Annotated in this window: 15 protein-coding genes; 3 read left to right on the forward strand and 12 right to left on the reverse strand. The window is 58.5% G+C overall.

What is annotated here, in order from left to right; translation table 11 throughout:
- Positions 1-193: 193 nt before the first annotated feature.
- From MR935_RS01465 to MR935_RS01475, 3 genes are all read right to left on the reverse strand, one after another.
- Complete coding sequence (locus MR935_RS01465) at positions 194-3,619, reverse strand: S-layer homology domain-containing protein (RefSeq protein ID WP_290570399.1); 3,426 nt, start codon at positions 3,617-3,619, stop codon at positions 194-196.
- 332 nt (positions 3,620-3,951) lie between these two features.
- Positions 3,952-5,268 (reverse strand): S-layer homology domain-containing protein, encoded by a 1,317-nt coding sequence (locus MR935_RS01470; protein ID WP_290570401.1) that lies wholly within the window; start codon positions 5,266-5,268, stop codon positions 3,952-3,954.
- Positions 5,265-10,142: a fibronectin type III domain-containing protein gene (locus MR935_RS01475; RefSeq protein ID WP_290570402.1), complete on the reverse strand. Its 4,878-nt coding sequence runs from the start codon at positions 10,140-10,142 to the stop codon at positions 5,265-5,267. The genes MR935_RS01470 and MR935_RS01475 overlap by 4 nt, the downstream gene beginning before the upstream one ends.
- A 379-nt stretch (positions 10,143-10,521) precedes the next feature.
- On the opposite strand from MR935_RS01475, the gene MR935_RS01480 reads away from it, so the two are divergent.
- Complete coding sequence (locus MR935_RS01480; protein WP_290570403.1) at positions 10,522-11,121, forward strand: recombinase family protein; 600 nt, start codon at positions 10,522-10,524, stop codon at positions 11,119-11,121.
- A 194-nt stretch (positions 11,122-11,315) separates the two neighbouring features.
- Positions 11,316-12,098, forward strand: a complete 783-nt coding sequence (locus MR935_RS01485; RefSeq protein ID WP_290570404.1) for a hypothetical protein — start codon at positions 11,316-11,318, stop codon at positions 12,096-12,098.
- A gap of 71 nt (positions 12,099-12,169) precedes the next feature.
- Here MR935_RS01485 and MR935_RS01490 read toward each other — a convergent pair whose 3' ends face one another.
- The 3 genes from MR935_RS01490 to MR935_RS01500 form a co-directional block, all read right to left on the reverse strand.
- A complete protein-coding gene (locus MR935_RS01490) occupies positions 12,170-14,719 on the reverse strand; it encodes an S-layer homology domain-containing protein (protein ID WP_290570405.1) in 2,550 nt (849 codons plus the stop codon).
- Between the two features lie 192 nt (positions 14,720-14,911).
- Positions 14,912-17,731 (reverse strand): O-antigen ligase family protein, encoded by a 2,820-nt coding sequence (locus MR935_RS01495; protein WP_290570407.1) that lies wholly within the window; start codon positions 17,729-17,731, stop codon positions 14,912-14,914.
- A complete protein-coding gene (locus MR935_RS01500) occupies positions 17,728-18,879 on the reverse strand; it encodes a glycosyltransferase (RefSeq protein ID WP_290570408.1) in 1,152 nt (383 codons plus the stop codon). The genes MR935_RS01495 and MR935_RS01500 overlap by 4 nt, the downstream gene beginning before the upstream one ends.
- Positions 18,880-19,078: 199 nt before the next feature.
- Here MR935_RS01500 and MR935_RS01505 point away from each other — a divergent pair, with 199 nt between their 5' ends.
- Positions 19,079-20,461 (forward strand): undecaprenyl-phosphate glucose phosphotransferase, encoded by a 1,383-nt coding sequence (locus MR935_RS01505; RefSeq protein ID WP_290570410.1) that lies wholly within the window; start codon positions 19,079-19,081, stop codon positions 20,459-20,461.
- A 41-nt stretch (positions 20,462-20,502) separates the two neighbouring features.
- On the opposite strand, the gene MR935_RS01510 is transcribed toward MR935_RS01505, so the two are convergent.
- From MR935_RS01510 to MR935_RS01535, 6 genes are all read right to left on the reverse strand, one after another.
- On the reverse strand, positions 20,503-21,018 hold the full coding sequence (locus MR935_RS01510) for a hypothetical protein (RefSeq protein ID WP_290570412.1): 516 nt from the start codon (positions 21,016-21,018) through the stop codon (positions 20,503-20,505).
- 207 nt (positions 21,019-21,225) lie between these two features.
- Positions 21,226-22,497, reverse strand: coding sequence for a GTPase ObgE (gene obgE, locus MR935_RS01515; RefSeq protein ID WP_290570414.1), 1,272 nt, complete (start codon positions 22,495-22,497; stop codon positions 21,226-21,228).
- Positions 22,498-22,565: 68 nt separating this feature from the next.
- The gene (gene rpmA / locus MR935_RS01520) at positions 22,566-22,844 is read right to left on the reverse strand and encodes a 50S ribosomal protein L27 (protein ID WP_031476960.1); all 279 of its coding nucleotides are present in this window, start codon (positions 22,842-22,844) and stop codon (positions 22,566-22,568) included.
- Complete coding sequence (locus MR935_RS01525; RefSeq protein ID WP_290570416.1) at positions 22,810-23,169, reverse strand: ribosomal-processing cysteine protease Prp; 360 nt, start codon at positions 23,167-23,169, stop codon at positions 22,810-22,812. Before MR935_RS01525 ends, rpmA begins: the two co-directional genes overlap by 35 nt.
- Positions 23,170-23,173: 4 nt before the next feature.
- Complete coding sequence (gene rplU, locus MR935_RS01530; protein ID WP_290570417.1) at positions 23,174-23,485, reverse strand: 50S ribosomal protein L21; 312 nt, start codon at positions 23,483-23,485, stop codon at positions 23,174-23,176.
- A 184-nt stretch (positions 23,486-23,669) separates the two neighbouring features.
- Complete coding sequence (locus tag MR935_RS01535) at positions 23,670-24,284, reverse strand: hypothetical protein (protein WP_290570418.1); 615 nt, start codon at positions 24,282-24,284, stop codon at positions 23,670-23,672.
- Positions 24,285-24,296 lie beyond the last annotated feature (12 nt).

Genomic DNA, 24,296 nt, shown 5'->3' on the forward strand with positions numbered 1-24,296 from the left:
CCCGTGACCTTTTCGCAAGGCGCGGGAGCTTTTGCTGTGTTTTCATGGTATTTCTGATACTAATACCCCGCTAACAACATCAATCAAGCCATCCGCGGTGGCTGGCAGACGATGCAGGGGCGGCGAGATTCTTCATCTCGCCGCCCCTGTGGCATCCAATCAGTGGTTGCTAACGACCGCTTGCGCTAAGGGATCACGCCCCGCTTCTCATCAGAACTGTGGCGATTTCCGCGCGGGTAGCTGTACCCTGCGGGTCAAGCATATTGTTGCCCTTACCGTTGATCAGGCCGGAGCCAATCGCCCATTGCAGCGCTTCCTGCGCCCAGTCGGAGACTCTGCCCTTGTCAGTAAAGCCCTCAATGCTGCCTGTCGCGGTCACGTCATCGCTTTTGTACTGTGCATAGCGATAGAGGATCAACGCCAGCTGCTCACGGGTGATCGGATCGTTCGGTCCAAAAGCGCCGTTTGCGTAACCGCCCATGAGACCGATCTGCTCTGCCCATGTTGCCGCGTTATAATACCAAGACGTATCTGCGGTGGAGGCCACATCGGTAAAGTTGTTCCCGCCTGTTACCTCCGGGCTGCCATCCAAACGGTAAAAAATGGTTGCCAGAGCGGCACGGGTAGCTATGCCGTTGGGCTCGAAGCTGGTTTCGCTGGTACCGTTCATCAGGCCGCGCTCATAAACATAGGCGATGCCATCATTATACCAGTCGTTCTCGGCTACGTCACCAAAGGAATGGGTGCCGCTGCCCCCACCAGAAACCCCGCTGTCTGCTATTTCATCGGCTTCGCCAGCACCAGTGTCAGCACCGGCTGCACCGCCGCCACCAGCTGCACCGCCGCCACCGGCTGCACCGCCGCCACCAGCTGCACCGCCGCCACCGGCTGCACCACCGCCACCGGCTGCACCGCCGCCACCAGCTGCACCGCCGCCACCAGCTGCACCGCCGCCGCCGGACGGGGTTTCAGGCTTTTCCGGTACGATAGGAGCAGCCGCGCTGACGATAACAGGAATCTCCACCTCCCGGTAAGTGCCGTTGGCAAACGTGACTCTCACCCTGCCAACAAAGCTGCCTATGGCATCGCTGGAGACAGTCTGAAGCACCGTGATAACGGCGCCCGTGGGCAGATTGCTGATATTGTCTGTCAAATCCACCGTGCTGCCCTGCGTGATCTGCTCGATGATAATATCCTTCGGTAAGATGATCGGCGTCTCTGGCCCAGTAAACTCAGGCTCACCCTCCTCATAGGAGTAGGTCAGCACGATATCATTGACCCCATCAAAGACCACGCTGTTCGGCAGAACCAGCTTGTAGCCCGCCTTTGCAGGAAAATCGGATTGAGACGGAACAAAGGCCTGACCCTTTTGAATATACCGCTGCGTTTGCTTGACGACATTGTTATTTTCATCTGTCAGGCGCAAGGTCACCTTCCCTTTGTCCTTGGCATAATAGTAGGTCACCTCAATGTTTTCATTTTCTCCTACCACAACCGAGGACTCTGCAATGCTTTTACCCATGTATTGATATCCGGTGATGTCCGCCGGATGCAGCGTATAAACGCTGTTTGCTTCCGGATACACCACATAGTCTGAAACATTGGGCAAAGCAGTGTCTGTCTTCCGGCTCTCATCGCCAACCCGATATTTGATGGTGACAGTTCCATATTTATTGAGATAGGTGTCGCCATCTATCAGCACGGCCTTTGTATCGTCATCCAGTATGTAGCCCGAAACCCTGTCCCCATCCTTCAAACCGCTTAAGTTCTCGCTGGTTATAGACAAGGATTTTATCTCGGAAGCCGGCACGGTGAAGCTCCCGGACTTCTCATATTTTATGGTGTCGTCCGTACCAATAATACGCATTGTCAGCGTCAAGTGTCTTTCTGTATTCCCATAGTTTTTGACAACCGTTCTGTATTGTATCGGATGTCCATTGATGCTGCGGATATTAGAGGGCGTGATTTCCACACTTTCGCCGGTGTCTGATATATAATCCCCCAGTGTCGGAATAGGCTTGGCAACATACAGTTCCGCGTTTTTATTAAGCTTTTCTGAGAGCAGAAGCTTGCAGTACTCACAAAAATCCGAGGTCATATCAGACATGTTGCACGTCCGCGAAGCGCAGTATAAGCCCTGTTGGATACTATGATGGGTAACGCCGCGGAAACCCATAAATTCTTTCCACGGGGCCTGCGCGGAATCGCTCTGGCTGGTCACATTATCCGCTACTTGGGTATGGCTGGATGCATATTCATCCCCCAAAATGCCCGAAGCATGGGAGAATTCATGCACCATCAGCCATGGCAGATGTGCGGTAGACATGGAGATCGGCACCCTATTGTTGATGTTCGTCGCTCTTCCCGCATATAGATCGGAATTTATTACGACATGGGCTACGGACACCTTGCCGCCCTTATCCAGATAATTTTTTTCCAACTGCTCAACCAGCTCATACAGCCGATCCGTTCCGATAGGCAAAATATTCGTTCCGATTTCATAACCGGCGCTGTCCAGATAGGTCTTAAAATAGCTGTCTACCCAAAAAGACCGCCCCTCCTGCGCTGTGGCTCCTGCTTCATTGGAAGGAATCCGCAAGGCATAGATATTGATTCTGTCAGCATACCTTTTGTAGATATCCCAGTCTTTGATCATCTCGTTGACCAGCCGCTTTGTCTGAAGGAGAAAGGTATCCTGCTCATCAATCGTATACCTGTCCGGGACAAACAGCATAACATAATTCTCAGAATCCGGGCCTGTCTTCTGTATCACTTCTATCGGAAAGTCCACCGGATCATCCGGTGTGATTTCTCCTGTAATGAGCTGTTTGGCAAGGCGTATCTTGGTCACCAGATAGTCCCTGACCACATGCCCCTCCGCCTGTTTTTCGAGGTCTTCCAAAAAGTACTCATCTCGATACTGAGCCTTGAGTTGTTTGGCCGCTTCGTCCTCAAACAGATCGCTCACTGTATCAAAAAGCGGGTCCGGCCTGAGGAACATTAATTCAGCAGCCGCTGCAAAGCCGCCATAGTCGGGATGGGGCGTCTCATAGCTGTCAAAGGTTTTTTCAAAAATAAATCTGATGCGTTTTGCCTGTACCGGATGCGCAAGGGTAAAGAGAACCTTGTCTTTGGACATTGCGGATTGTCCGACAGCCACCGTTACAAAATCCTCTCCTCTGTCCGACTGGGATATAGCGAGCTTCAGCTCTGTGGGATAGCCATCTCCATGGCTTCCCTGCTCTCTTAATCCGTAGATGATTCGGGATACCGTATTGACCTTGTCAAAGGTGACAGTGATGCTGCTGACCTCTGTTTTGTTCGCAGCCTGCCAATAGGTCATCCAGTCATTGTCGAAGGCATCCTGCAGCCGATGCGTAACCTTGAATTCGTCTACCTGCTCCCCGCCTACACATTCGTAAGCGGTCACCGGCACCTGATAGGCCTTTAAGTAAGCACCGGAGCATAATTCCTCTATATTTCCAACCTGACCCGCTGAAATTCCCATCAGAGCGGTATTATACGCCCCTGTGCTACCAGCTGCAGCCGCTTGGGGGCACCCGCCCGCTATGCAGAGGGAAGCCATCAAGCCCGCCAATATTCGTTTGCCGCTTATCATTACATCACACACCTTTTATTTCATCTTTATTTCATCGCTTTATTTTTCGGGAAAATTATACTACTTACATAGCAGGAGATAGCATTCAAAAAGTGGAACTGTCACAGAAGTTAACAAGAAAGCATTGTGGATCCCGCGCCCGTTTCACCATTATCTTGCACTAAAAATGCGAAACAGCGGGGATCCCAATGCTCTGATTCAGATAAAAAAGGAATACGTGATACTTTGGCTACAAGTCATATTTGCAGATCCAGCATTTGGAAAACAGGAGCAAGGCCGCCCTATTCATCTGACTGATATCTTCCAGTCTATCGCTCCATACAGAGGAGCCGTTATGCTGAAAGCTGCTCACAAAAGCGCATCAGCACTGCGGCCATCTCGGCGCGCGTGGCACCGGCGCCGGGATCCAAAATACCGCCGCCCTTGCCGCCGATCAGGCCGCTGCCCACTGCCCAACGCACAGCCTCATCCGCGTAAGGCGACACCGCGCTCGCATCTGCAAAAGCACTCAGTTCGCCTACACCCGCTGTATCATACCCCTTATACTGCGCATAACGGAACAGAATGGAGGCCAACTGCTCGCGCGTGATCAAATCATCCGCGCCAAACCGCCCGTTTCCGTAGCCGGAAACCATACCGTGTTCTGCCGCCCATGCAACAGACCCCGCATAGTACATCGAAGCAGGCACATCGGTAAAGCGCGACGCCCCGGCCTCCGGACTGCCCTCCAGGCGGTACAGCACCGTAACCAACATACCGCGTGTTGTCTTTTCCCCGGGCGAGAACGTATCCTTATCTGTGCCCGACATCATGCCCTGCGCGTAGACAAAGCGCACCGCGTCATGGAACCAGTCATCCTGCGCAACATCGCCAAAAGGCAGGCTAGCTGCGTGTGTCTCATCCACTGGGATAAAAACTGCCTCGATCTTGACAGCCGCCCCCGGCATCACGAAGCTGTATGTGCCGTCATCATGCCGCGTGGCCTGCACAGTCTGACCGCTCTTTGTCTTGACTTGCAAGGTATCCAGCTGATAGCCCTGTTTTGGCTTGACTGTCAGCTTGACCGTCGCGCCTGGGCGCGCATTGCCCGGCGAAGCCGTTACTGTGCCGCCTGCTGCCGTGCTAACAGACACGCCATAGGTGGTTTCCTGTGTGTTGGAGCCGTCGTCAGAACTGTCTGAAGTATTGGAATTGCTCAAATCGCCCGACAGCGTGACCGTCGTGCCATTTGCATCAGCCAGCGGCTTCAGGTCACGGCCAAGCAAGGTCAGCTTGCCGGTGTCCGGCAGCTTGAGCGCACGTTCTGCCGACAGCACACCCACCGCCAGCGTATCGCCCTCGTTCATCGGCGCCTGTGAATCCAGATAAATCGTCACCCGTGTCTGTGCACCGTCCGCCGTGACGCGCGCCCCCGGGCTGTAAGCCCCGGCGACCGACGGCGTGTAAGTGACCGCCTGATACTGTCCGGGCAGTGTTAACTCGAGCTGCAAGGCGTATACAGAGTAAGCTATGCCGCTCAACTCAAGCGAAGCCTTGCCTTGCGCGTCCACCTGTGCGCGCAGTGTGTACTGTGCAGCCGCGGCACGCGGCATGCACAGTACGGATAATGCGAGCAGCAGAATGGGCAGCTTTTTGCATAGCTTGCTCATTCGCTCACCTCCAGAACGATCTCAGGCAGCTCGTGGCCTCCCGGCGTATGCGTCCAGAGCGTTTCGGCTGTCACACGTTGGCTGTCAGGAGACGTTGGATCATCCGTGCGCGAGAACTCAGCCTTGATGCGGCTGGGCAGCAGATTCTCACCATCACAGTGAGTCTCTCCCTGCAGCTCGGCCTCATGTTGTACGTTCGGCACAAAGATGAAGAGGCCGTCGCTGATATCGCTTACCTGCTGATCCTCCGGTATCTCGGCCAACAGCAGGGTATAACCGTCAAGGTAGCGCTGCTCACTCGTGGTTTCGCCATCGACCGATGTCTTCGTGAAGTCGCCCTTGACCTTTATCGTGCCGTAAACCGGATCACCGCGATAGGTGCCCGTGATGATGAGCGTGCCTGCCGGAATGACATCATCGGCCCCATCGCCGTAGCGATACTCTGCGGACAGGCGGCCAACACCGCCCTCCTCCAGCAGCGCAACGTCATCTCCCGCGTAGCTGATGAGCGCAATGGCACTAGCCTCCATGCTCTCCGGTACACCGGTGATTGTTACAACCTTAGCGTCATATGTCCAGATGCGCGTATCCACGCTGGTCGTACCCGGCTTGTTAAAGTAGGTCAGGTAGCTGTCTTGGTCATCAACCGCCTGATTGCCCTGATCGAATGCACCTGCGCGTGCGGTGTGCTCTACACCCTCGCCGTCGGTCACGGTAACGGTAAAGTCGCCGCTTGTGGGACGGTCGACCCCGCTCAGCCTAATGCCGGAAACCGCAGTTTCCTCCTGCAACGTCAGCGTAACGGTCGTGCCCTCGCGCGTCAGCGTGTAGGTGTCGGCAGGCACGGTCTTATCATAGGCCACGCGCACCTCGGCTGTATCGGCGCTTGCAATCTGGTTGCCCAGCGTGTCATAGGCCACGACCTCATATGTGTAGGTGCGGTGGTTGGCCGAGGAAATCACGTCTGTATAGGTAGTCTCGCTTGTAAACGCAATGGATTTGCCACCCCGGCGGATCTCATAGCCCTGCACATTGCCTGTGATGCTCGGTGCAATGGTCACTTCGATCTGATTATCGCCGGTCAGTACGGCGTCGGCCGTCAGGCTGCCGGAGGCCGGCTGCACGTTCGCCAGACGATCCCGGCGGCTCTGGTCGTTCAAATACCAGATGGCACGAGACTCTGCAGGGTACGCGGCAAGCTTTTGCTTGGTCTCCTCGCTCAGCCGCATACCCCAGCGGGTCAGGAATTCGGTCAGGTCTGCATCTGCCGTCTCCGCCGCGACAAGCGCGAAGCGGTCGTCGCTTGACTCAGCAGTCACCGCGCCCGACTTCCAGAGCTTGAAGAAGCGGTTATAGAAGTCAAGCGGCTTGTCTGCTTCATCATAGGCCAAATGCAGCTGCCAGTACAGACCAAGCTGTACAAATACATTGTTGGACATGCCCGGCTGCGCCTCAGCCACGCGCGTGAAAATCTGGTCGTAGCCACTTTCCAAACGAGAGGGCAGCGTGTTCTGCTGTCCATCGTAGGTCTGGATCATCAGCGCGTACAGGTTGTTGGTGATTTCAGCCTTACCAAGCTTATCCATGTTGTGGCCGACCTCGTGCGCGATACCCCAACCAAACAGCCGGTTGGCCGTCGCACCAGCCTCCATTGTTTCGACCGGCTTGCCGACAACCATGCCGCCGCACGAGCCAAAGCCAATGCCGATATGGCTGCCCGCAGCGTACATGAACGCTCCGGCAAACATTTGCATATACCGCACGTTCTGACGGCTCTGCATATCGCCCTTTTCGAGCGTATTGTCAATGCCCTGCGTGGTGTTTGCGATGTGCATGAGCTGCTCCCACGCCAGTGTGTTCTGGTACAGCGTCTCGACGCGCTCTGCGCTGGTTTGACCGCTGTTATCCTGCACCGAGGTAGCCGGGATGGACAGCAGTACCGTCGGCATCGAGATCTCGGTAACGTTCAGACAGTTGGTCTCACGGCCATTTGCGCCGATCTTGGCCGTATAAGCGGCCAGTTCGTCCACATAAGCGTTGATTGCCGCACGGCGCGCATCCTCGTGCATCTTATACCAGCCGCCTAGCTCAAGCACCGGGATGTCGGTCGCACCGCGCACATGCAGCTTGATGCCCTCGGGCGCTGCTCCGTCGTAGCTCAGGTACAGGCTGCCGCCGCGCGGTGTATTCTGGCCGCCAATACGCGGCACGGTCAGAACATTCCGTCCGTTTTCCAGCCTGCCCAGTTCAGCCTTCCATGCGGAAGCCTCCGCATTATACTGCGTCGCGTAGGCCATGACGCGCTCGCCGTCCGGGATACCCGAGACGTAGACGACCACCTGATCGCCCGCCTTGGCTGCCACGCCCAGCGGCTGCAAATCACTGCCGCTCTGGCCGTACTTTTGCTGATCGGCGGCTGTACTGCGCGAAGCAATGCCATCGAGCAGCACGCCGCTGCTCTGACCGGTAAGCAGCTCACGCGCAAGCGCCAGTTCATCAGCCATCACAGTGGGATAGAGATAATACTCCCTCTCGTCGCTGTTCAGACGCGCCTCGAGCGCGTCGATCTGCGCTTCATTGACACCGGCAGCCAGCGTCGTGTGCAGCCCATCGGCAAACAGCGCGTCGATCTGCGCCTGCAAATCATTGGCCGGATCGTATTGCAGGAATAACAGCTCGGACAGGCTGACCGCAGAATAACCCACCTGCTCGATCGTAACCGCGATCTGGGTGACACCGGTCACCGGCTCGAAGGGCAGCACGGCAAAACCGGTTGCAGACGGATTGCCCTTGACGCTCTTCCATGTCACCGCGCTGCTGCTGCCGCCGCGCGCCGGGTCAGGTACCAGCATGGTGCCTGCGCCGTTCAGATCGTCACCCTCGCGCCACACGGTCACGGTGTACACGCGCAGGTTGCTGCGGTAGCTGCCATCCAGCCGCGGCACCCAAATCACGCTGCTCAGATCCTGCGGCTCCTTAAAGGTGGCAATGACCTTCTTGCTGAGTGTAAAGTTGCCGTCCCCGTAGGACTGGCTCGTCCAATGGGTCGAATAGTCTCCGTCAGCCATCCAAGCAGGCTGGAAGCCTGTGCCCGCGTGCTCACGCCCGGAATAGCTGTTGGGAACTTCCAGTCTGATGCTGTCGATCACTGTGTGGTCGAGGACACCACGGGCCGGAATGCCTGCCGGGCGCTCATACAGCACCACCTTGGGCGTACCGGTCGATATCTTTGACGGCGCGCTCTTGCCGATATCGTTGCCTGCAACAACATAGACTTGATAGGTCGTACCACCCACAAGGCCGGTGATCACTGCACTCGTTCCGGCTTGCTGCTGACCGAACTGTGTAAAGCTCGTGCTGCCCTGCTCGGCATAGTAAATCTCGTAATAGGTCGCACCCTCGGTTTTTTTCCACGACAAGGCCAGCGAAGCATCCTGCTCGGTGATCACCAGCATATCCGGCGCGGGCGGCGCAGATGCGGGACGCGGCGTAGCCGAGATGGGATCGGAGGGCATACCCTGCCAGCTGCCGTCAACCGGGGTCACGGTAAAGAAATACTGCGTAAGGTTTTCCAGCCCCGTGATTTCTGCTGTGGAAACAGCAACCGTACGCTCCTGCTTATCCGCGCTGCCGTCCTCCCAGTACTCAACCTTATAACCGCTTACATTGGGCAATTCACCCCACTTAAGCGTTACTTTCTCGTCACCCTCCACAGCCTGCAGGCCGCGCACCCGATTATAGAGCTGCACCGGATTTTCAGGCACGATATCCTTGAGGAATTGGATGGATTCGATTGCGACATAGCCGGACTCTGTCATATTGACCGAAATGGTGATCTTCTTGACCGGTACACGTTTGCCCAAATCAATCTTGACCACGCTGACGCCCGGTGTGCGGCCGGTGGCATGCAAGCCCTCGGGCATATTTTGGTCGAAGGCGATCGTCTCGGTGCTGCCATCCTCATATGCAACAGTCACCTCGCCCGAAGCGATCTCGCCCGCGCCCACGGGCGTGGCCAGCTCCAGCTGCTGCATCTCGACCGAACCGCTGAACGCGATCGGCAGATCAATTTTATCCGCGCTCGACCGCACAACGACCGGCTGATTCTGCGCGATCACATCAGCAAGCGAAGCCGCCTGATCGTTTGCGGCGCTTACCACCTCAATCCCAGCCGCGGTCAGCGCGCGATCCATTTCTTCCGCTTGGAGCGGCGGTGCCAGCAGCGCGGTATCAAGCACCTGCGCTTCACCCTCGGCCTTCAAATGGCGCCCGATGTATGACAAATCAATGATATCGACCACGCCGTCGCCGTTCAGGTCATAGCGGTCATCCGTGCTGCCCAGTGCAGCCGAGAGCGCGGTTCGGTCAGCCTCATCCACTTGATTGTCGCCGTTGACATCACCGAGTGTGAAGGTCTGGTCGCCCGTGCCCAAAATAACATGCTGCGCGTAGCCGCTTAGCTCGATCTGCTGCTCATAAGTACAGTAGCCCTCTCCCGTGAAGCGCAGCGTGTAGGTTCCCTGCGGCAGCTGAGCAACCTTCAAATCAATATACCCCGGCCATACGCCGCCCCCCAAGTCACCGCCATCCGCATTGCGCAGCGCGACCGCCACGGGATATCCTCCACTGAGCTGGGTCTCCTGCTGGCTATCCAGCGGCACGATGCCCAGACTGTTTCCGCCTTGCAGCAGCTCGGCCTGCACCTTGTGCTTACCCAATGCGGCAAGGCTTTGTGCATAGTCGATACGCACTGTGGCTGAAATACCACCTCTAACCGATGTTTGCTGCTGTGGCCCTGCTGCCAACGCAGTCACGGGGGTCGTCAGAAGCAATGATGCTGCCAGCAGCGCGCTGATACCGCGCCTGTAATACATGATGTCATCCTCCTACAATAAAATTACGGTTAAAGGCGCAGCAGCCGGCCGCGTCTTTTTCCATCCTGCTGCGAAAGCTGCTCGCATGAACGGCCGACAGGTGTCACCCCGGACTGACGTGCCCGCAGAAGCGCTCATCTGCCGCCTCTCCCATTTACAGCCTTCGATTTGCGCAAGCATTGCGTGGATTTTCATTTTATCGCTTGGTTTCCAGCAACTGCTATTTGCATACATAGTATATCATATTAGATAATAAAATGGAATAAAAATATTATTATACTAAAATAATACATGCCCAATAGTTAACCATTCTTGGCGACTGCCGCCCCTCTGTGTTACGGTTATCAGGAAACCATTAACGACAGAGAGAGGTAAAGAAATGAACAACTATGGCTATGTCCGCGTCAGCACGAGGGAGCAAAACGAGGAGCGGCAGCTACTTGCGCTACGCGCGCTGCCCGTGCCGCGCCAGAATATTTTTATGGACAAGCAGTCAGGCAAGGATTTTGAGCGCCCGCAATACTGCCAACTGGTGCGCAAGCTCAAAAAGGACGATGTGCTATACATCAAAAGCATTGACCGCTTGGGGCGCAACTACGCCGAAATACTCGACCAGTGGCGCATTTTGACCCGAGATAAGGGCGTTGACATCGTCGTGATTGATATGCCGCTGCTGGACACCCGGCGCGGCAAGGATCTGATGGGCGCGTTTCTGAGCGATATCGTGCTGCAAGTCCTGTCCTTCGTTGCCGAGAATGAGCGCATGAGCATCCGCCAGCGGCAGGCCGAGGGCATCGAGGCGGCAAAAGCGCGGGGCATACGGTTTGGCCGCCCGCCCCGGCCGCTGCCGGAGAATTTCTACGCAGTATGCCGGGCATGGCGCAACAAGGAGCTGACACTCAAGCAGGCGGCCATGGCCTGCCGCATGCCGCCCGGCACGTTTTATTCCAAGGCCAATCCGCGCAAAATAGCAAAATAGGCGGCTGACAGCAGCTTTTTACCAAAAACGCAAGGGCAAATATTTGCCCTTGCGTTTTTTTGCGTTTGCGCTATTCTAATATTCGCTTACCTTTCCCGTTTGATGAAAAAACGGGCGCGGCCACACAGCGCGCGTATCCGCACGGGTCAGCGGAGACGCGCACGCCGCCCCACGGTGACAAAAAGGAGGTTTTCATGGGATTCAGCGAGCATAAGCTCACAGCCTTTGACAAGCAGATCATCAACCTGCCCGACCAACCCAAAATGACGCCCGGCGAGCTGAAGCGGTATTTCGACTCCTCGCCCGAGCAGCTGCGGCAGGCGCACAACAACCTTTGCGATGCCTTCGCGCAAGCGGACGCGGCGGCAAACCTTGGCTTTACGCCCTCGGCGGGCGTGCCTGCCGGCACAGTGCAGGCAGCGGTCGAAAACGTGCAGAAGCAGGTCAGCGCGGCCGTGCTGGGCAGCATACCGAGCGGCTCTGTCACGGGTGATAAGCTCGCGCAGGACGTGCGCGACCGCCTGACCGCCATCGAGACTGCCGCCGCAAACGAAACCGCCGCCCGCACGCAGACCGACACCGCCGAAGCCACTGCCCGCCAATCAGCCGATGCCGCCGAGGCCGCCGCCCGCCAATCAGCCGACGCCGCGATGAACAGCCAGATACTCAACCTGACCAACGCCAAGTGCGAGGTATGCGTTGGCACTTACAAGGGCGACGGCACGCAAAACCGCTTCATTTACCTTGCCAAAACGCCAAAAATGGTGTTTGTCTGCACATCATTTGGCATGGTTTATCACAATAGCAGAATTTATGGGGGGCTTGCGGTTACCGGCGCGCCGCTTACAGTGTACAACGATACATATAACGCGGTCGAAATCGTGCCTAACGGTTTTACCGTTACCAATGGCGGCAACACCTACAACCTGCAAACCAATGCCCCTGCCTATACCTACCACTATGTAGCCATTGTGTAGCGCAAAAAACCCCCGGACAAATGTCCGGGGGTTTTCCCATATCCGAAACCGGATATGGTTTTGCGGATGATTTAGGCCAGCTGATTGTTCTCGGAATCGATAACAATCGCAACAACCTTGTTGGCATCGTCGCCAGTGCCCAGACGGAACATGATGTTCGGGATGCGGGCAGTGCCAGCGGCATTGTAGCCAGCCTCAACGATGCTGCCGATGGAAGCGCCAGCAACGCCGTTGTTGTTCTTGTCATCAACCGTCAGAACGACAACGTCCTTGGACAGGGTGTAGGTATTGGTCGTCTTGCCATCCTTATCCTGAACCTTGATCTCGCCCTCAGCCTTGCCGTCGAAGCCAAGCACAGAAGCCTCGAAGGAAGTGGTCGAAACGGTATCGATGAACTTGCCGTTCACCTTGTAGGAAACCAGATCGCCGGACTTGACCGAAGCGCCAGTCGAGGTAGCATCAACATACAGGGTAACAACCTCGGTGCCGTTCCAAACGTCGATAGCAGCCTTGCTCTCGCCGTCAACGGTAGCGGTGTACTCGTTCTTGGTCGCGTAAGCGTACAGGGTGTCCTTAGAGCCCGGAACATTGTCATTATCAGTGGTTACCAGAGCGGCTACCTTGATGTAGTCAATGCCGTTGGAGGCCTTGGTCAGGTAAGAGCCAGTGAAGTTGAGCGCAACAGACTTGCTCCAATCCTTGACCTGCTTGCCGGTCAGAATCTTGGTCTCCTTGCCGGTCTTAACGAAGACAACAGCATCCTCGTTGATGGAAACGCCGTTGATCTTGGAGTCGTAGTAAACGCTGTTGATGGAAGTGCTCGGATCGCGATCCGTGCCAGCGTCCACATAGCTGTCGTTGCCAGCCAGATTGCCGGTGCCTACCTTCTTGATGTCGTAGGTGCCGTCGCTCAGCTTGGTGTAGGTGACCATCTTGCCGTTGTAGTCATTCGCATTCAGACCTACGCTGAACTTGGAGCCGGCAACCTTGGATACCTTGATCTCGCCGAGGTCGGTGCCGTCAGCCAGATACAGACGAGCCTTCTGAGTTACGTTTTTGTCGCCGCCCAGCGTCGGGTTCTCAGCATCACCCTTCATCTCAGCGACAAACGCGATGTTCTGCACGCTCGCCTGAGTCTCCTCAGCGAACAGGATGGTGTTGCCAACGATGACCAGGTCATAGGTGGTGTTGGTCTGAGCAGAGACATAGCTGCCATTCACATAGGCCAGCTTGTACCAGGTGCCATCAACACGTGCCTCGCCGGTGCGCTCGCCGTCAACCTTAGCGTTGATTACGTCCAGCTTGGTAACGTGAGAGCCGCCCTCGGCAACGTTAGCGCTGTCGACAACGCAAACGTAGTCGTTCTTGGCGATACCGTCATAGATGGTGTCGTCCGCGAACTTCTTGGTGCCAACGCCATTGTCGATGGTAACGGAAGTGGTGGTAACAGAGGTCACCTTGCCAATCTTAACCGGGGTGTAAACCGCGGTATCAGCCTTGCCGTCGCCGTTGTTGTCGATCAGCTTGATCGGAGCCGCTGCGTTGTTGCGGGTGCGGGCAACGCCGCTCACGTTAGTTACCAGACCCGCCAGATTCTGCAGCGCAACCGCGCTGGAATCCTTGTTAACGGTGTAGATCATGTTGGTGGCGGTGGTGCCGTTGAGCTTGTACTCGGTGCCGGCCAGCTTGATCTTATCAGTGCTGCCGTTAACAGAGTCGAGCTGGCCAACATAGCCGGTCGCCAGAACCTTGGAGTCCTCAGATGCGTAAACGCCGTAAACAGAGTTCTTGTCGGTGTTGTTGCCGGCCTTCTGCAGAACCTTGATTTCCTGACCGATCAGGCTGGACATATCAAGCGGAACCTTGTTGAACTCGCCCTTGCTGGTCTTGATGCTGTAGTAATCCTTGCCGTCAACCTTGGTTACGGAGTACAGCTGGCCAGCGTCAACCTTGCGCAGGTCCATGAACTTCTCGCCAACGGTCGGATTCTGGCTGTTGTCGTAGCCGTACTTGGTGTACTCGCCATCACGCAGAGCAACGGTGGTCGCAAAGATGGTGTTGTACATCAGCTGCGCCGCGAACTGACGCGGAGCGGGGCCGGTGGTACCGCTGGTAACGTCCTTCAGCAGGCCGTGCTCGTCAGCCAGAGCGATGGTCTTCTGGCCCCAAGTAGCGCCAACCAGACCAGCGCGCTCTGCATTGTAACCGAGGGTTACGAGCAGCATCTTAGCAGCTTCCTGGGTGGTAACAGTAGCATCGGGGTCAAACTTGGTAGCAGACTTACCGGCGATGATGCCCAGGGACTGGCAGTACTTGATGTAGCCGCGCGCCCAGTGGCCGTTGATGTCGGTAAAGGTGGTCTTGTCCTCGTTGTAAGCCGAAGCGTCGGACTTGCCGGTGCGGATGGTGTAGATCATCTTCGCCATCTCCGCACGAGTTACGGTAGCGTCGGGACGGAAAGAGCCATCGGGATAGCCCTCGAGAACGCCCAGCGCAACCAGAGTATCCACGGCGTCAGCGGTCTTGATGTCCGCCGCATCCGTGAATGCTGCACCGGCAAACATGGTGAACGCGCAAGCGAACGCCAGTACCAGTGCAAGAACCTTCTTGAGATTCTTCATGGGGTGTTTTCCTCCTTTTGATTTTCGGGCAGTGCCCTTTTTACGGTTTCAATCATAACACGGCTTTGTTTTTCCGTCAAGGCAAAGACCGATTCCGTAACACAGGTGTAATATTGCGTGAAATATTTAGGCGGCGTGCCAAACGTACACGCCGCCTAAAGCCCGGTTGTTGTATGCTTCGCCGAGAGAGGGCTAGCCCTTGGCGTAGCCGATGTGTGACACCGTCACGCCCGCGGGCACGGTAATGGTGATGACGGCGTCGCTGCCGCCGCCCCACTCCTCGATGGGCTGGCTGCGCCCCGCCGCGTCCAGCGGCACGGCCTCGCCGTCTATCGCGGCGGAAACGCCGGCAAGGTCGCTCGCCGTGACCGAGAGCACATAATCGCCCTCGTTTTTCACCGTCAGGTCAAGCACGACCACGCTGTCCGTCACGGCGGTAAACGAACCATCGCCGTGCCATGTCACCTCGCCCGCGAGGGTAGTCGCGTAGTCGGGCGCGCCGTCAGCGTTTACGTCGGGCGCATAGGCCGTATCGGCCACCATACCCGAGAACACCGCAAGCTGGGTGTTCAGCTCTTCGCCGGACAGCGCGTATACCTTGAGCAGCTTACCGAGGAAGGTGTTGTTGCGCGCGGTCAGATTGACGTTGTCAAGCTGCTGGGCGTTTACCGCGCACAGCTTATCGTACCCCGCCTTCATGCGGGCGGTATAGCGGTCGGGCTGGCCGAGCAGCGGCAGCGCGTCCATGTTGCCCACCGGGTCAAGCATGGTTTCGTACAGGTCAAACAGCTGCTGCCAGACCTGCTCATCGGCGCGCATATAAGCCGCGCCGTGCTCGAGCGTGTCGAGCGCCGCGTCATACTGTCCGATGGTGATATAATACTGCGCCAACGGGATCGCAATGGCATTGGACTCGGCCTTTTGCAGGTCGGCAGCGTATTTGTCGGCCACGCCGGCCTCGCTGCCGCCCGAGAGCAGATAGGACAGCTTATAGTCGTTCTTTTCAAACAGGTCGATCGACGCACCGGTCTTGAGGTCGTCGATGGTCAGGTCGGCGCTGTACAGCTTGAATTGCGCGATCAGGTTCAGGCCGAGCAGCACGACGAACGCCAGCGACACCACGATGACCGGTATGCGCACCGCGCCGCTCTTTTTCGGCGCGCCGACCCGCAGCGTGTCGCCGCAGTAAAGCGCGATCATCGCCAGCACACCGAAGAACATCACCATGCAGCTGCCGCTCGACCATGTCAGGTCGGTGACGGCCTGCCCGAACATTTGCAGCACGCACGCGCCCAGCACGGTCACCATCAGCGGCTTGGTCTTGCGGCTGACCAGCAGGCTCCACACCGCTGTGCCCAGCAGCGCCAGATAAGACAGCAGGCCGAGCACACCAAGGTTGCACAGCACCTCCACATAATGGTTGTGCGCATGCTTGGTCTCATAATAATAGTCCTGCACGGACACAACGCCGTTTTCAAAACCGCCAAGGCCGCGGCCGAACACCGGCGCGGTTTTCCACAGGCGGATGGCATCCTGCCGGTATACGCCGCGCTGCACGACGTTGCCGTTGGCCGAAAGGTCTTGGATACGGTCGGCGATGAAGTTGGGCAGCAGCTTGTAGCCGAGCTTCAGGCTGCCCTCGGCCGCGCCGGTGTAGCTGGCCGACTCGATCACATCGCCCGGCGCGCCACCGGCAAAGGTGATAAAGGTCAGGCGGCTGTCCTCGGGCACGGTGAATGAGATGGGCGCGTCGGTCGTGCCGACGGCCAGCTCGGTATCGTTGTTCTGGATAAGGTTTCCGGTGTTCTTATACGCCACGCGCACATGCAGCGGCGCGGATGCGCGTACCGACAGCGTGTATTCGCCCGCAGGCAGGTCGGCGGTGCGCATCACGTCGTTCTCCTGCCCAAAGGTGAACGCGCCCGTCACGGTCAACCCCGCGATCAGGTAACCGACGACCAGCGCAGCCAGCGCAGCCGCCGCGATGAGCAGCGTCTGTCCCCTGCCCTCCAGCGCGGCAGCCACGCGGCCACGCACATACTCCTCCAGCAGACAGAACACGGCGCAGCCCCCGGCGAGCGCCAGCATGGGCAGCGGCGAGCCGGTCACCGTGTCGCCAAAGCCGCGCACGGACACCGCCGCCACTGCCAGCGCGACCACCGCCGTCTGAAACAGCAGCAGGAGCAGGCTGACACGCCGCTCTCCCGGGCAGAGCGCCAGCATCAGCAGCACCGCCAGCACAAAAATGCCCAGCGAGCCCATCGAAAAGGCCAGCAGGTAGGAAACCGCGTTTATCGTCAGCAGCACACCGCACAGGATGCGCGAGCGGCGGTTTTCGGCCGTCAGCGCCAGCCAGAGCGAAAGCAGGCAGGCGATCGACATCAAGCCCGCGTAAGTATTCGGATTACCCAAAATGGTATTCAGGCGCGCGTAAAAAGCAGTGCCGGTGGCGGGGTCATGCGCGCTGTCCAGAAATAGCAGCACCGTGCGGAAGGGGCGCATCAGGATGTTGCACGAGGCCGCGTCGATCGAAAGCACGCCCACCGGCGCGGCGGCCGCCGCCAGCACACCCGCCACCCGACGGAAGGCGCGGTCGCTCTCCCTCGCGTACAGCACGATGCCCGCGAACACCGCGAAGGCGATCAGCATACAGGAAAACTCCGCGATGGCAAACTTACCCGCGCGCGCGTACAGCGTCGACGCACCTGCCAGCAGCATATAAGCCAGCACCGCAAAGCCGAGCGGCGTCATCAGGCGGCGCATCCGGTCCGCCCCGATGGTGAACATCGCGGCAACGACCGCCGCGCCGATCAGACCGCCCGTTTTTTCGGCCATGTAGCCGCCCATATGCGCGACGATCATCGCCGCGAACACCAGCACGGTCACGCCGATATACAGCCGCCAGCTCTCCGGGGCGCTGTGGATGCTCCGCGTGCCGCCCTTTGCGGTTTTCGTGGGTTGGACGTTCCGCGCGCTGTTTGCCGCTCGTGCGTCCTTGCTTTTCTTTTTCATGATACATTGCCTCCCTGTTGTTCCAGCCATCCGTCAAGCGCCTGCGCATACAGCCCGGTCAGCTGCGGAAAGACCCTTTCCAGCGCATAGCGCTGCACACTTCGGTGCGCCGCCGCGCCCATCGCCCGCCGCCTGTCCGCCGCCGCCAGCGCGCGCACCGCGCGCGCGAGCGCCGCTGTATCATCATGCGGAAAGAGCAGTCCTGCTCCCGTATCCCGCAGCAGATCCTCGTGTCCCTTCACGTCGGTCGCCGCGACCGGCAAACCGCAGTGCATCGCTTCCATGATATTAAACGGCAGCCCCTCGCTGCGGCTGGCGGACACGCACACATCGGCCGCATGATAGCACCGCTCCATATCGGGCACAAAGCCCGGAAATACCGTGCGCGCCGCCGCGCGCCCCGCCTTTGCCCGTGCGCTGCACGCCTCGAGCAGCGCGCCACGCCCGGGCAGCAGCAGCCAGACGTTTTCCGGCAGTCCGGTCATCGCGTCGATCAGCATGGCTTGATTTTTCCGCCCCGAAAACTCAGCCGCATATACCAGCACAAGAGCGTCCTCCGGTATGCCCAGCGACCGGCGCGCCGCCGCCCGCTGCGCAGGCGTAGCCGGCTGAAAGCGGCTGAAATCAACGCCCATGCCATCGGTGGCATATATCCGTCGGCCCAGCCGGTGCGTCTCCGCGATCTCCCGATCCTGCCGGTTCATCGTCAGCAGATAATCGGTCACGCGCGCCGTGCATTTTTCCGCGCCCAGCAGCAGCGCCCGCTTGGCCGGGGGCGTGTGCGCGTCGAACAGGTAGCCGTGCACCGTGTTCATCACGCATGGACGCTTTGCGCCCATACCCTGCACAGCCAGCCTCGCAAAAAACGCGGCCAGCGCAGTGTGCAGGCTGAGCATTTGATAGCCCTCCTCACGCAGCAGGCGGCGCAGCCGCACAGCCGCCGCCAGATTGCGCGGCGAAGCCATGCTTTTCTCAAACGGCAGCGCGATCATCCGGCTCACGCCGTCGAGCGTATCCGGCTCGCCCGCCGCCGCCGCGTGCACCTCACAGCCCCGCGCGGCAAACCAACGCAGGTACGGCCGGTGAAAGGCCGCCAAGTGCCCAAACGTCGACGCAATATACAATATCTTGACCGTCCGCTCCGCCAATCCGCGCGCACCCCTCCATAAAAAAGCACGCAGGCGACCCTTTCCGCCCGCGCACACCGTCAAAAACCAAACAATATCTATTGGCATATTAACCCACAGCGCACTTTTTGTCAAGGCAAATCGAGCTTTTAGTTGGCATCCCGCGTCGAATATGATAGAATATTGTTGCATAATAAATGACGATGGGAGAATCCGGAAATTGATCAAAGAAAATCAGCGCACCCTCAATCAGATCAACGGACTGACCGACGTACTGATGCTTTTCCCCTCGATGGTGCTCGCCTATATCCTCCGTTTTTATGTGTTCCAGGGACAGCCCGGGCATATCGGCCTGTCCTATTACCTGTGGGCGGTCGTTATCCTTGCGCCCTTTGTCTGGCTGCTTTACGGCCTGATGGGACTATACGAATCCTTCCGCTCGAAAAATTTTCTGACTGAGTTCAGCCTGCTGCTGCGCAGCAACACCATCCTGTTTCTGCTTATCCTTGCTTTTTTCTTCATTTATAAGGAATTTCACCTGTCCCGCTGGACGCTGCTCGCGTTCTTTCTGATCGCCACCTGCGGCATCACACTCAAACGGTGGCTGCTGCGCCGCCTGCTGCGTACCTTCCGCGAACGAGGCTACAATCTCAAGCATGTGCTGCTGGTTGGCTGCGGCGAACAGGCCCGGGGGTATCTGGCCGCGCTCCAGCAAAACCCCGCCCTCGGCTACTGTCTGGCCGGTTATCTCGCGCCGCGCGATACGCTGTCCGGCGTGCGCTACCTCGGCAGCTACGCCGCGCTGTCTCACACGCTGGTGCGCGTGCGTCCGGACGAGGTCGTCATCGCGCTCGAAGCCGCCGAGTACGACTATCTCGCGCCCGTTATCGCTGCCTGCGAGAAGGACGGCGTCAAGGTCTCGCTGATCCCGTTTTACAACAAATATCTGCCCGCGCGCCCGCAGATCGATGAGATCGGCAGCGTCTCGCTCGTCAATCTGCGCCGCATCCCGCTGGACAACATCGGCAACGCCTTTGTCAAGCGCGTGGTCGATATCGTCGGCTCACTCTGCCTGATCGTGCTCAGCGCGCCGCTGATGCTGTTTGCCGCCATTGGCGTCAAACTGTCCTCCCCCGGCCCTATCCTGTTCAAGCAGGAGCGCGTCGGCCTGCACAAGCAGCCCTTCTATATGTACAAATTCCGCTCGATGCGCGTAAACGACACGCAGAGCACCGGCTGGAGCACCAACGCCGATCCGCGCAAGACCAAGTTCGGCGCGTTCATCCGCAAATTCTCCATCGACGAGCTGCCCCAGTTCTTTAACGTGCTCCGGGGCGAGATGAGCCTTGTCGGCCCCCGTCCCGAGCTGCCCTTTTTTGTCGAGCAGTTCAAGGAGAGCGTCCCGCTGTACATGGTCAAGCATCAGGTGCGCCCCGGCATCACCGGCTGGGCGCAGGTCAACGGCTTCCGCGGCGATACCTCCATCAAGGGGCGCATCGAGCATGACATCTACTATATTGAAAACTGGAGCCTGCTGTTTGACATCAAGATCCTGTTCCTGACCCTCTCGCGCGGTCTGATCAACAGCGAAAAGCTCGGCTGAGCGGCATACAACCGCATGAAAAAAGCGCCCTCGGGCGCTTTTTATCTTGTCTGTTCGGAAAGTAAGTACCGTGCCGCCCGGTCGAAGGCCGGCAAACCCGCGTCGCTGCGCACATCGGCGATCGTGCGCCACAGCCGGTCGACCCGCGCAACGCCGCCGCCAAGATCGGTGAATACGACCATCTGCTCCATGCCGACCCTTGCGTTTTGCAGCCGCAGGTGGATGGTATACCGCCCCTCGCCCACGGGCAGCGGCTGCGTGTACGCGATGCTGTCGAATTTGCCCGCGTCCGCCCAGCGGTACAGCTCGCTCTCGGTCAGCTCACGCACCGTGCCGTACTCGCCCAGCTGCACCGCCGCGCTATTGAGCACCAGCGCCCCGCTTACCGATGTGATCTCATCCGCGCCGGCAGCCGGTGCTCCACCCGTATCCAGCGCATACAGGACGGCCACGCCACCTGCCGCAAGCTGCACCGGCCGCGCAACCGGCGGCGCGGCCATTCCCGCTTTCGCATCGCTTTCTTCCTCCCACCCGGTCTGTCTGTTTTGTGTGTACATTACCGTGTCCGTGTCGGGCACCTCCGTTTGTGGTATTTCGCCGCGCGCACCGCCGGTCAGCCCATCGCCCCGGCGCGGAATTTCATTCTATCATGCCGTGACCGCGTTTTTTGTCTAACCGCGCCAGGTCTCCGGGAAAACCGCAAGCGCCCTCTTTCCTGCACAAAAAAGCGGCACGGCAACCACTTGCCACACCGCTTTTCTGCCTTAATATACATATTCAAATTCCAAATCGCCGATGACGACAAAATCGCCCTCCTGCACGCCCATTTCCTCAAGCCGTGCGTACACGCCCTCGTTTTTGAGCATCCGATCCATATATTGGCGGGATTCATAATCATCCACGTTGACCGAGCCCATGATCTTATCCACCCACGCGCCTGAAACCACATAGTAGTCCTCGACCTTTTCGACCTTCCAGTCGCGCTTACCACTTTCCGGCGCGATCTCGACGAACTCCGGCTCATAAACGAACACGGGCGGCAGCTTTTGCAGCTCGCTCCATGTCAGGCGCATCAGCTCGTGCACGCCCTGATTGGTCGCCGCCGACAGCGCGGCAAACAGCATGCCGTGCTCGTCCGCATAGCGCCGAAGCCTGTCCACCGCCGCGTTGTCGCCGCCCAGCAGGTCGGTCTTGTTGGCCACAATGATCTGCGGCCGTGCCGCTAAAAATTCGCTGTAACCGGCAAGCTCGGCGTTGATCTTTTCGATGTCGTCCAACGGGTCACGTCCCTCGCTGCCCGCCGCATCCACCAGATGCAGCAGCAGACGGCAGCGGTCAATGTGACGCAAAAAGTCGTGTCCCAGTCCCGCGCCCTCAGCCGCTCCCTCAATGATGCCCGGGATATCAGCCATGACAAAGCTCTGCTCCTCGCCCACGGACACCACGCCGAGATTGGGTACCAGCGTGGTAAAATGGTAGTTTGCGATCTTGGGGCGCGCGGCGGAGACCATGCTCAGCAGCGTGCTCTTGCCGACGTTCGGAAAGCCGACCAGCCCGACATCGGCCAGCAGCTTCAGCTCGAGCGTCAGCTCACGCTCTATCCCCGGCTGACCGGGCTTGGCAAAGCGCGGCGCCTGTCGGGTCGGCGTGGCAAAATGCGTGTTGCCCCAGCCGCCATTGCCGCCCTTCGCCGCGACAAATGGTTCATTATCCGACATATCCTTGATGATCTGCCCGGTTTTTTGGTCGCGGATGAGTGTACCGCGCGGCACGCGGATGATGAGGTCGGCGCCGTCCTTGCCCTTGCAGCGCTTGCTGCCGCCGTTTTCGCCGGGCGCGGCTGCGTATTTCTTCTTATAGCGAAAATCGAGCAGCGTGGACAGGTTGCTGTCCACCTTGAAGATCACCGAGCCGCCGCGGCCACCGTCGCCGCCGTCCGGCCCGCCCGCGGCCACATACTTTTCGCGGTGGAAGCCCACCTTGCCGTCGCCGCCCTTGCCCGAAACGATCTTGATCTGTGCAACATCAATAAACACAGCTTGCCTCCTCCCGTGGGTTAAAGCAAAATCCCAGACTTTAGTCTGGGATTTCAGCTTGCTTTTTATTACTGCGGATAAACCGAAACCTGCTTGCGATCCTTGCCCAGCCGCTCAAAGCGAACTACGCCCTCGACCTTGGCAAACAGGGTGTCGTCCTTGCCGCGACCAACGTTCAGACCCGGATGGATCTTCGTGCCGCGCTGACGAACGAGGATATTGCCGGCCGGTACGGTCTGCCCGTCCGCGCGCTTGACGCCCAGACGCTTGGCCTCGGAGTCACGGCCGTTCTTAGTCGAACCTACGCCCTTTTTATGGGCGAAAAACTGTAAACTGATCTTCAGCATCTTCGTGCACCTCCATTACGTTTAGAAAATCGGAATAATTTTGCTCCAGCTCGGTGAAATGCAGCCTGAGCGCCCGCAGCGCATCTTGTCCGCGCGTCAGCGCCCCGCCCTGCGGCAGCGTGATGCGGATGTGTGCGCCGTTGTCCTCGATCACGGTATCCACCGGGATCTTCTGTACGTCAAACAGCAGGGCGTGTGTCAGCATGACCGCGCTGGAGATCGCCGCGCAAACGATGTCCTCCCCCGCCTCCGCGTAGCCCGCGTGGCCGAGAATGTCCACCGACAGGAGCATATCCCCCCGCGACGAAAATGTGACACGGGTCACAGCCTTACGCCTTGATGGACGCGATCGTCACCTTGGTGTACGGCTGGCGATGACCCTGACGCTTGCGGTAACCCTTCTTGGGCTTCATCTTGAAGATATTGATCTTCTTGCCCTTGCCGGTCTTCTCGACCGTGCCGGTCACGGCAGCGCCGGAAACGTAAGGAGCGCCGACGGTGATGGTGTCACCCTCGCCCACAGCCAGAACCTCGTCGAAGGTAACGGTCGCGCCGTCCTCCGCGCCGAGCTTCTCGACGTAGATCACGTCGCCCTCAGATACCTTGTACTGCTTGCCGCCAGTTTTCAAAATGGCATACATTTGGTTTTCCCTCTCTTTCATAATAGAGTCACGCTTGGCACGGCGGCGGCCGGTTTTCGGGCGCGCTTAACAAAGCCAATGCACAATGCGGCTTTTGATAGCATAACACAGGCGACAGGGCTTGTCAAGGCCGCGCCGCCTGATTTTTTACCGCGCAGACACGTTTTCGTCGTGTCCGCCCTGTTTACGCAATGAGCGAGGTAACAAAGTTGTTAAACCCGCCCGGCAGCGTATACGCTGTGCCGGCGGCGGTGCGGTCGGTGCTGACAAAGCCGTAGTCTCCGCCGCCCGTCTGCATACCGATCACCCGGTCAGCGTACAGCACCCACAGATCCCACTCGGCTGCGGCCGTCTCGGCCGAGGCGGTGTATCCCTCCGCGTCGCGGAAGGCAAGCAGCCGGTCGGTCAGGATGCCCGCCGGTATCTTCAGATATTGATACGAGCCGCCCGACAGGCGCACGATGTAGATGCTCTCGGTCAGCTGCGGAATGAGGTCGGGCAACGACTGCGTGTTGGCTGTCGTCGGGTCGGGCAGCGCCGCGATTGCCGAGGCATACAGCCCGTCCAGCGTTTGCTGCAGCTGCGCCTTTTCGCCCTCGAGCGTCTGCGCCTGCGCGGTCAGCTCCTTGAGCTGCGCATCGAGTGTCTTGCTTTTGCCGCGCTGCCCGAGCAGCAGCACAAGAAACAGTACCGCCAGCAGCAGGCTGACCGCCACAGCGGCGCACAAAGCCATGCGGTAGTTGAGCTTGACGCCCGCCTGTCTTCTCGGCTCTCTCCGCCGTGTACGTTGATAGTCCATAAATGGCGACCT

The sequence above is a fragment of the Agathobaculum sp. genome, assembly GCF_022775115.1.
GTDB lineage: Bacteria > Bacillota > Clostridia > Oscillospirales > Butyricicoccaceae > Agathobaculum.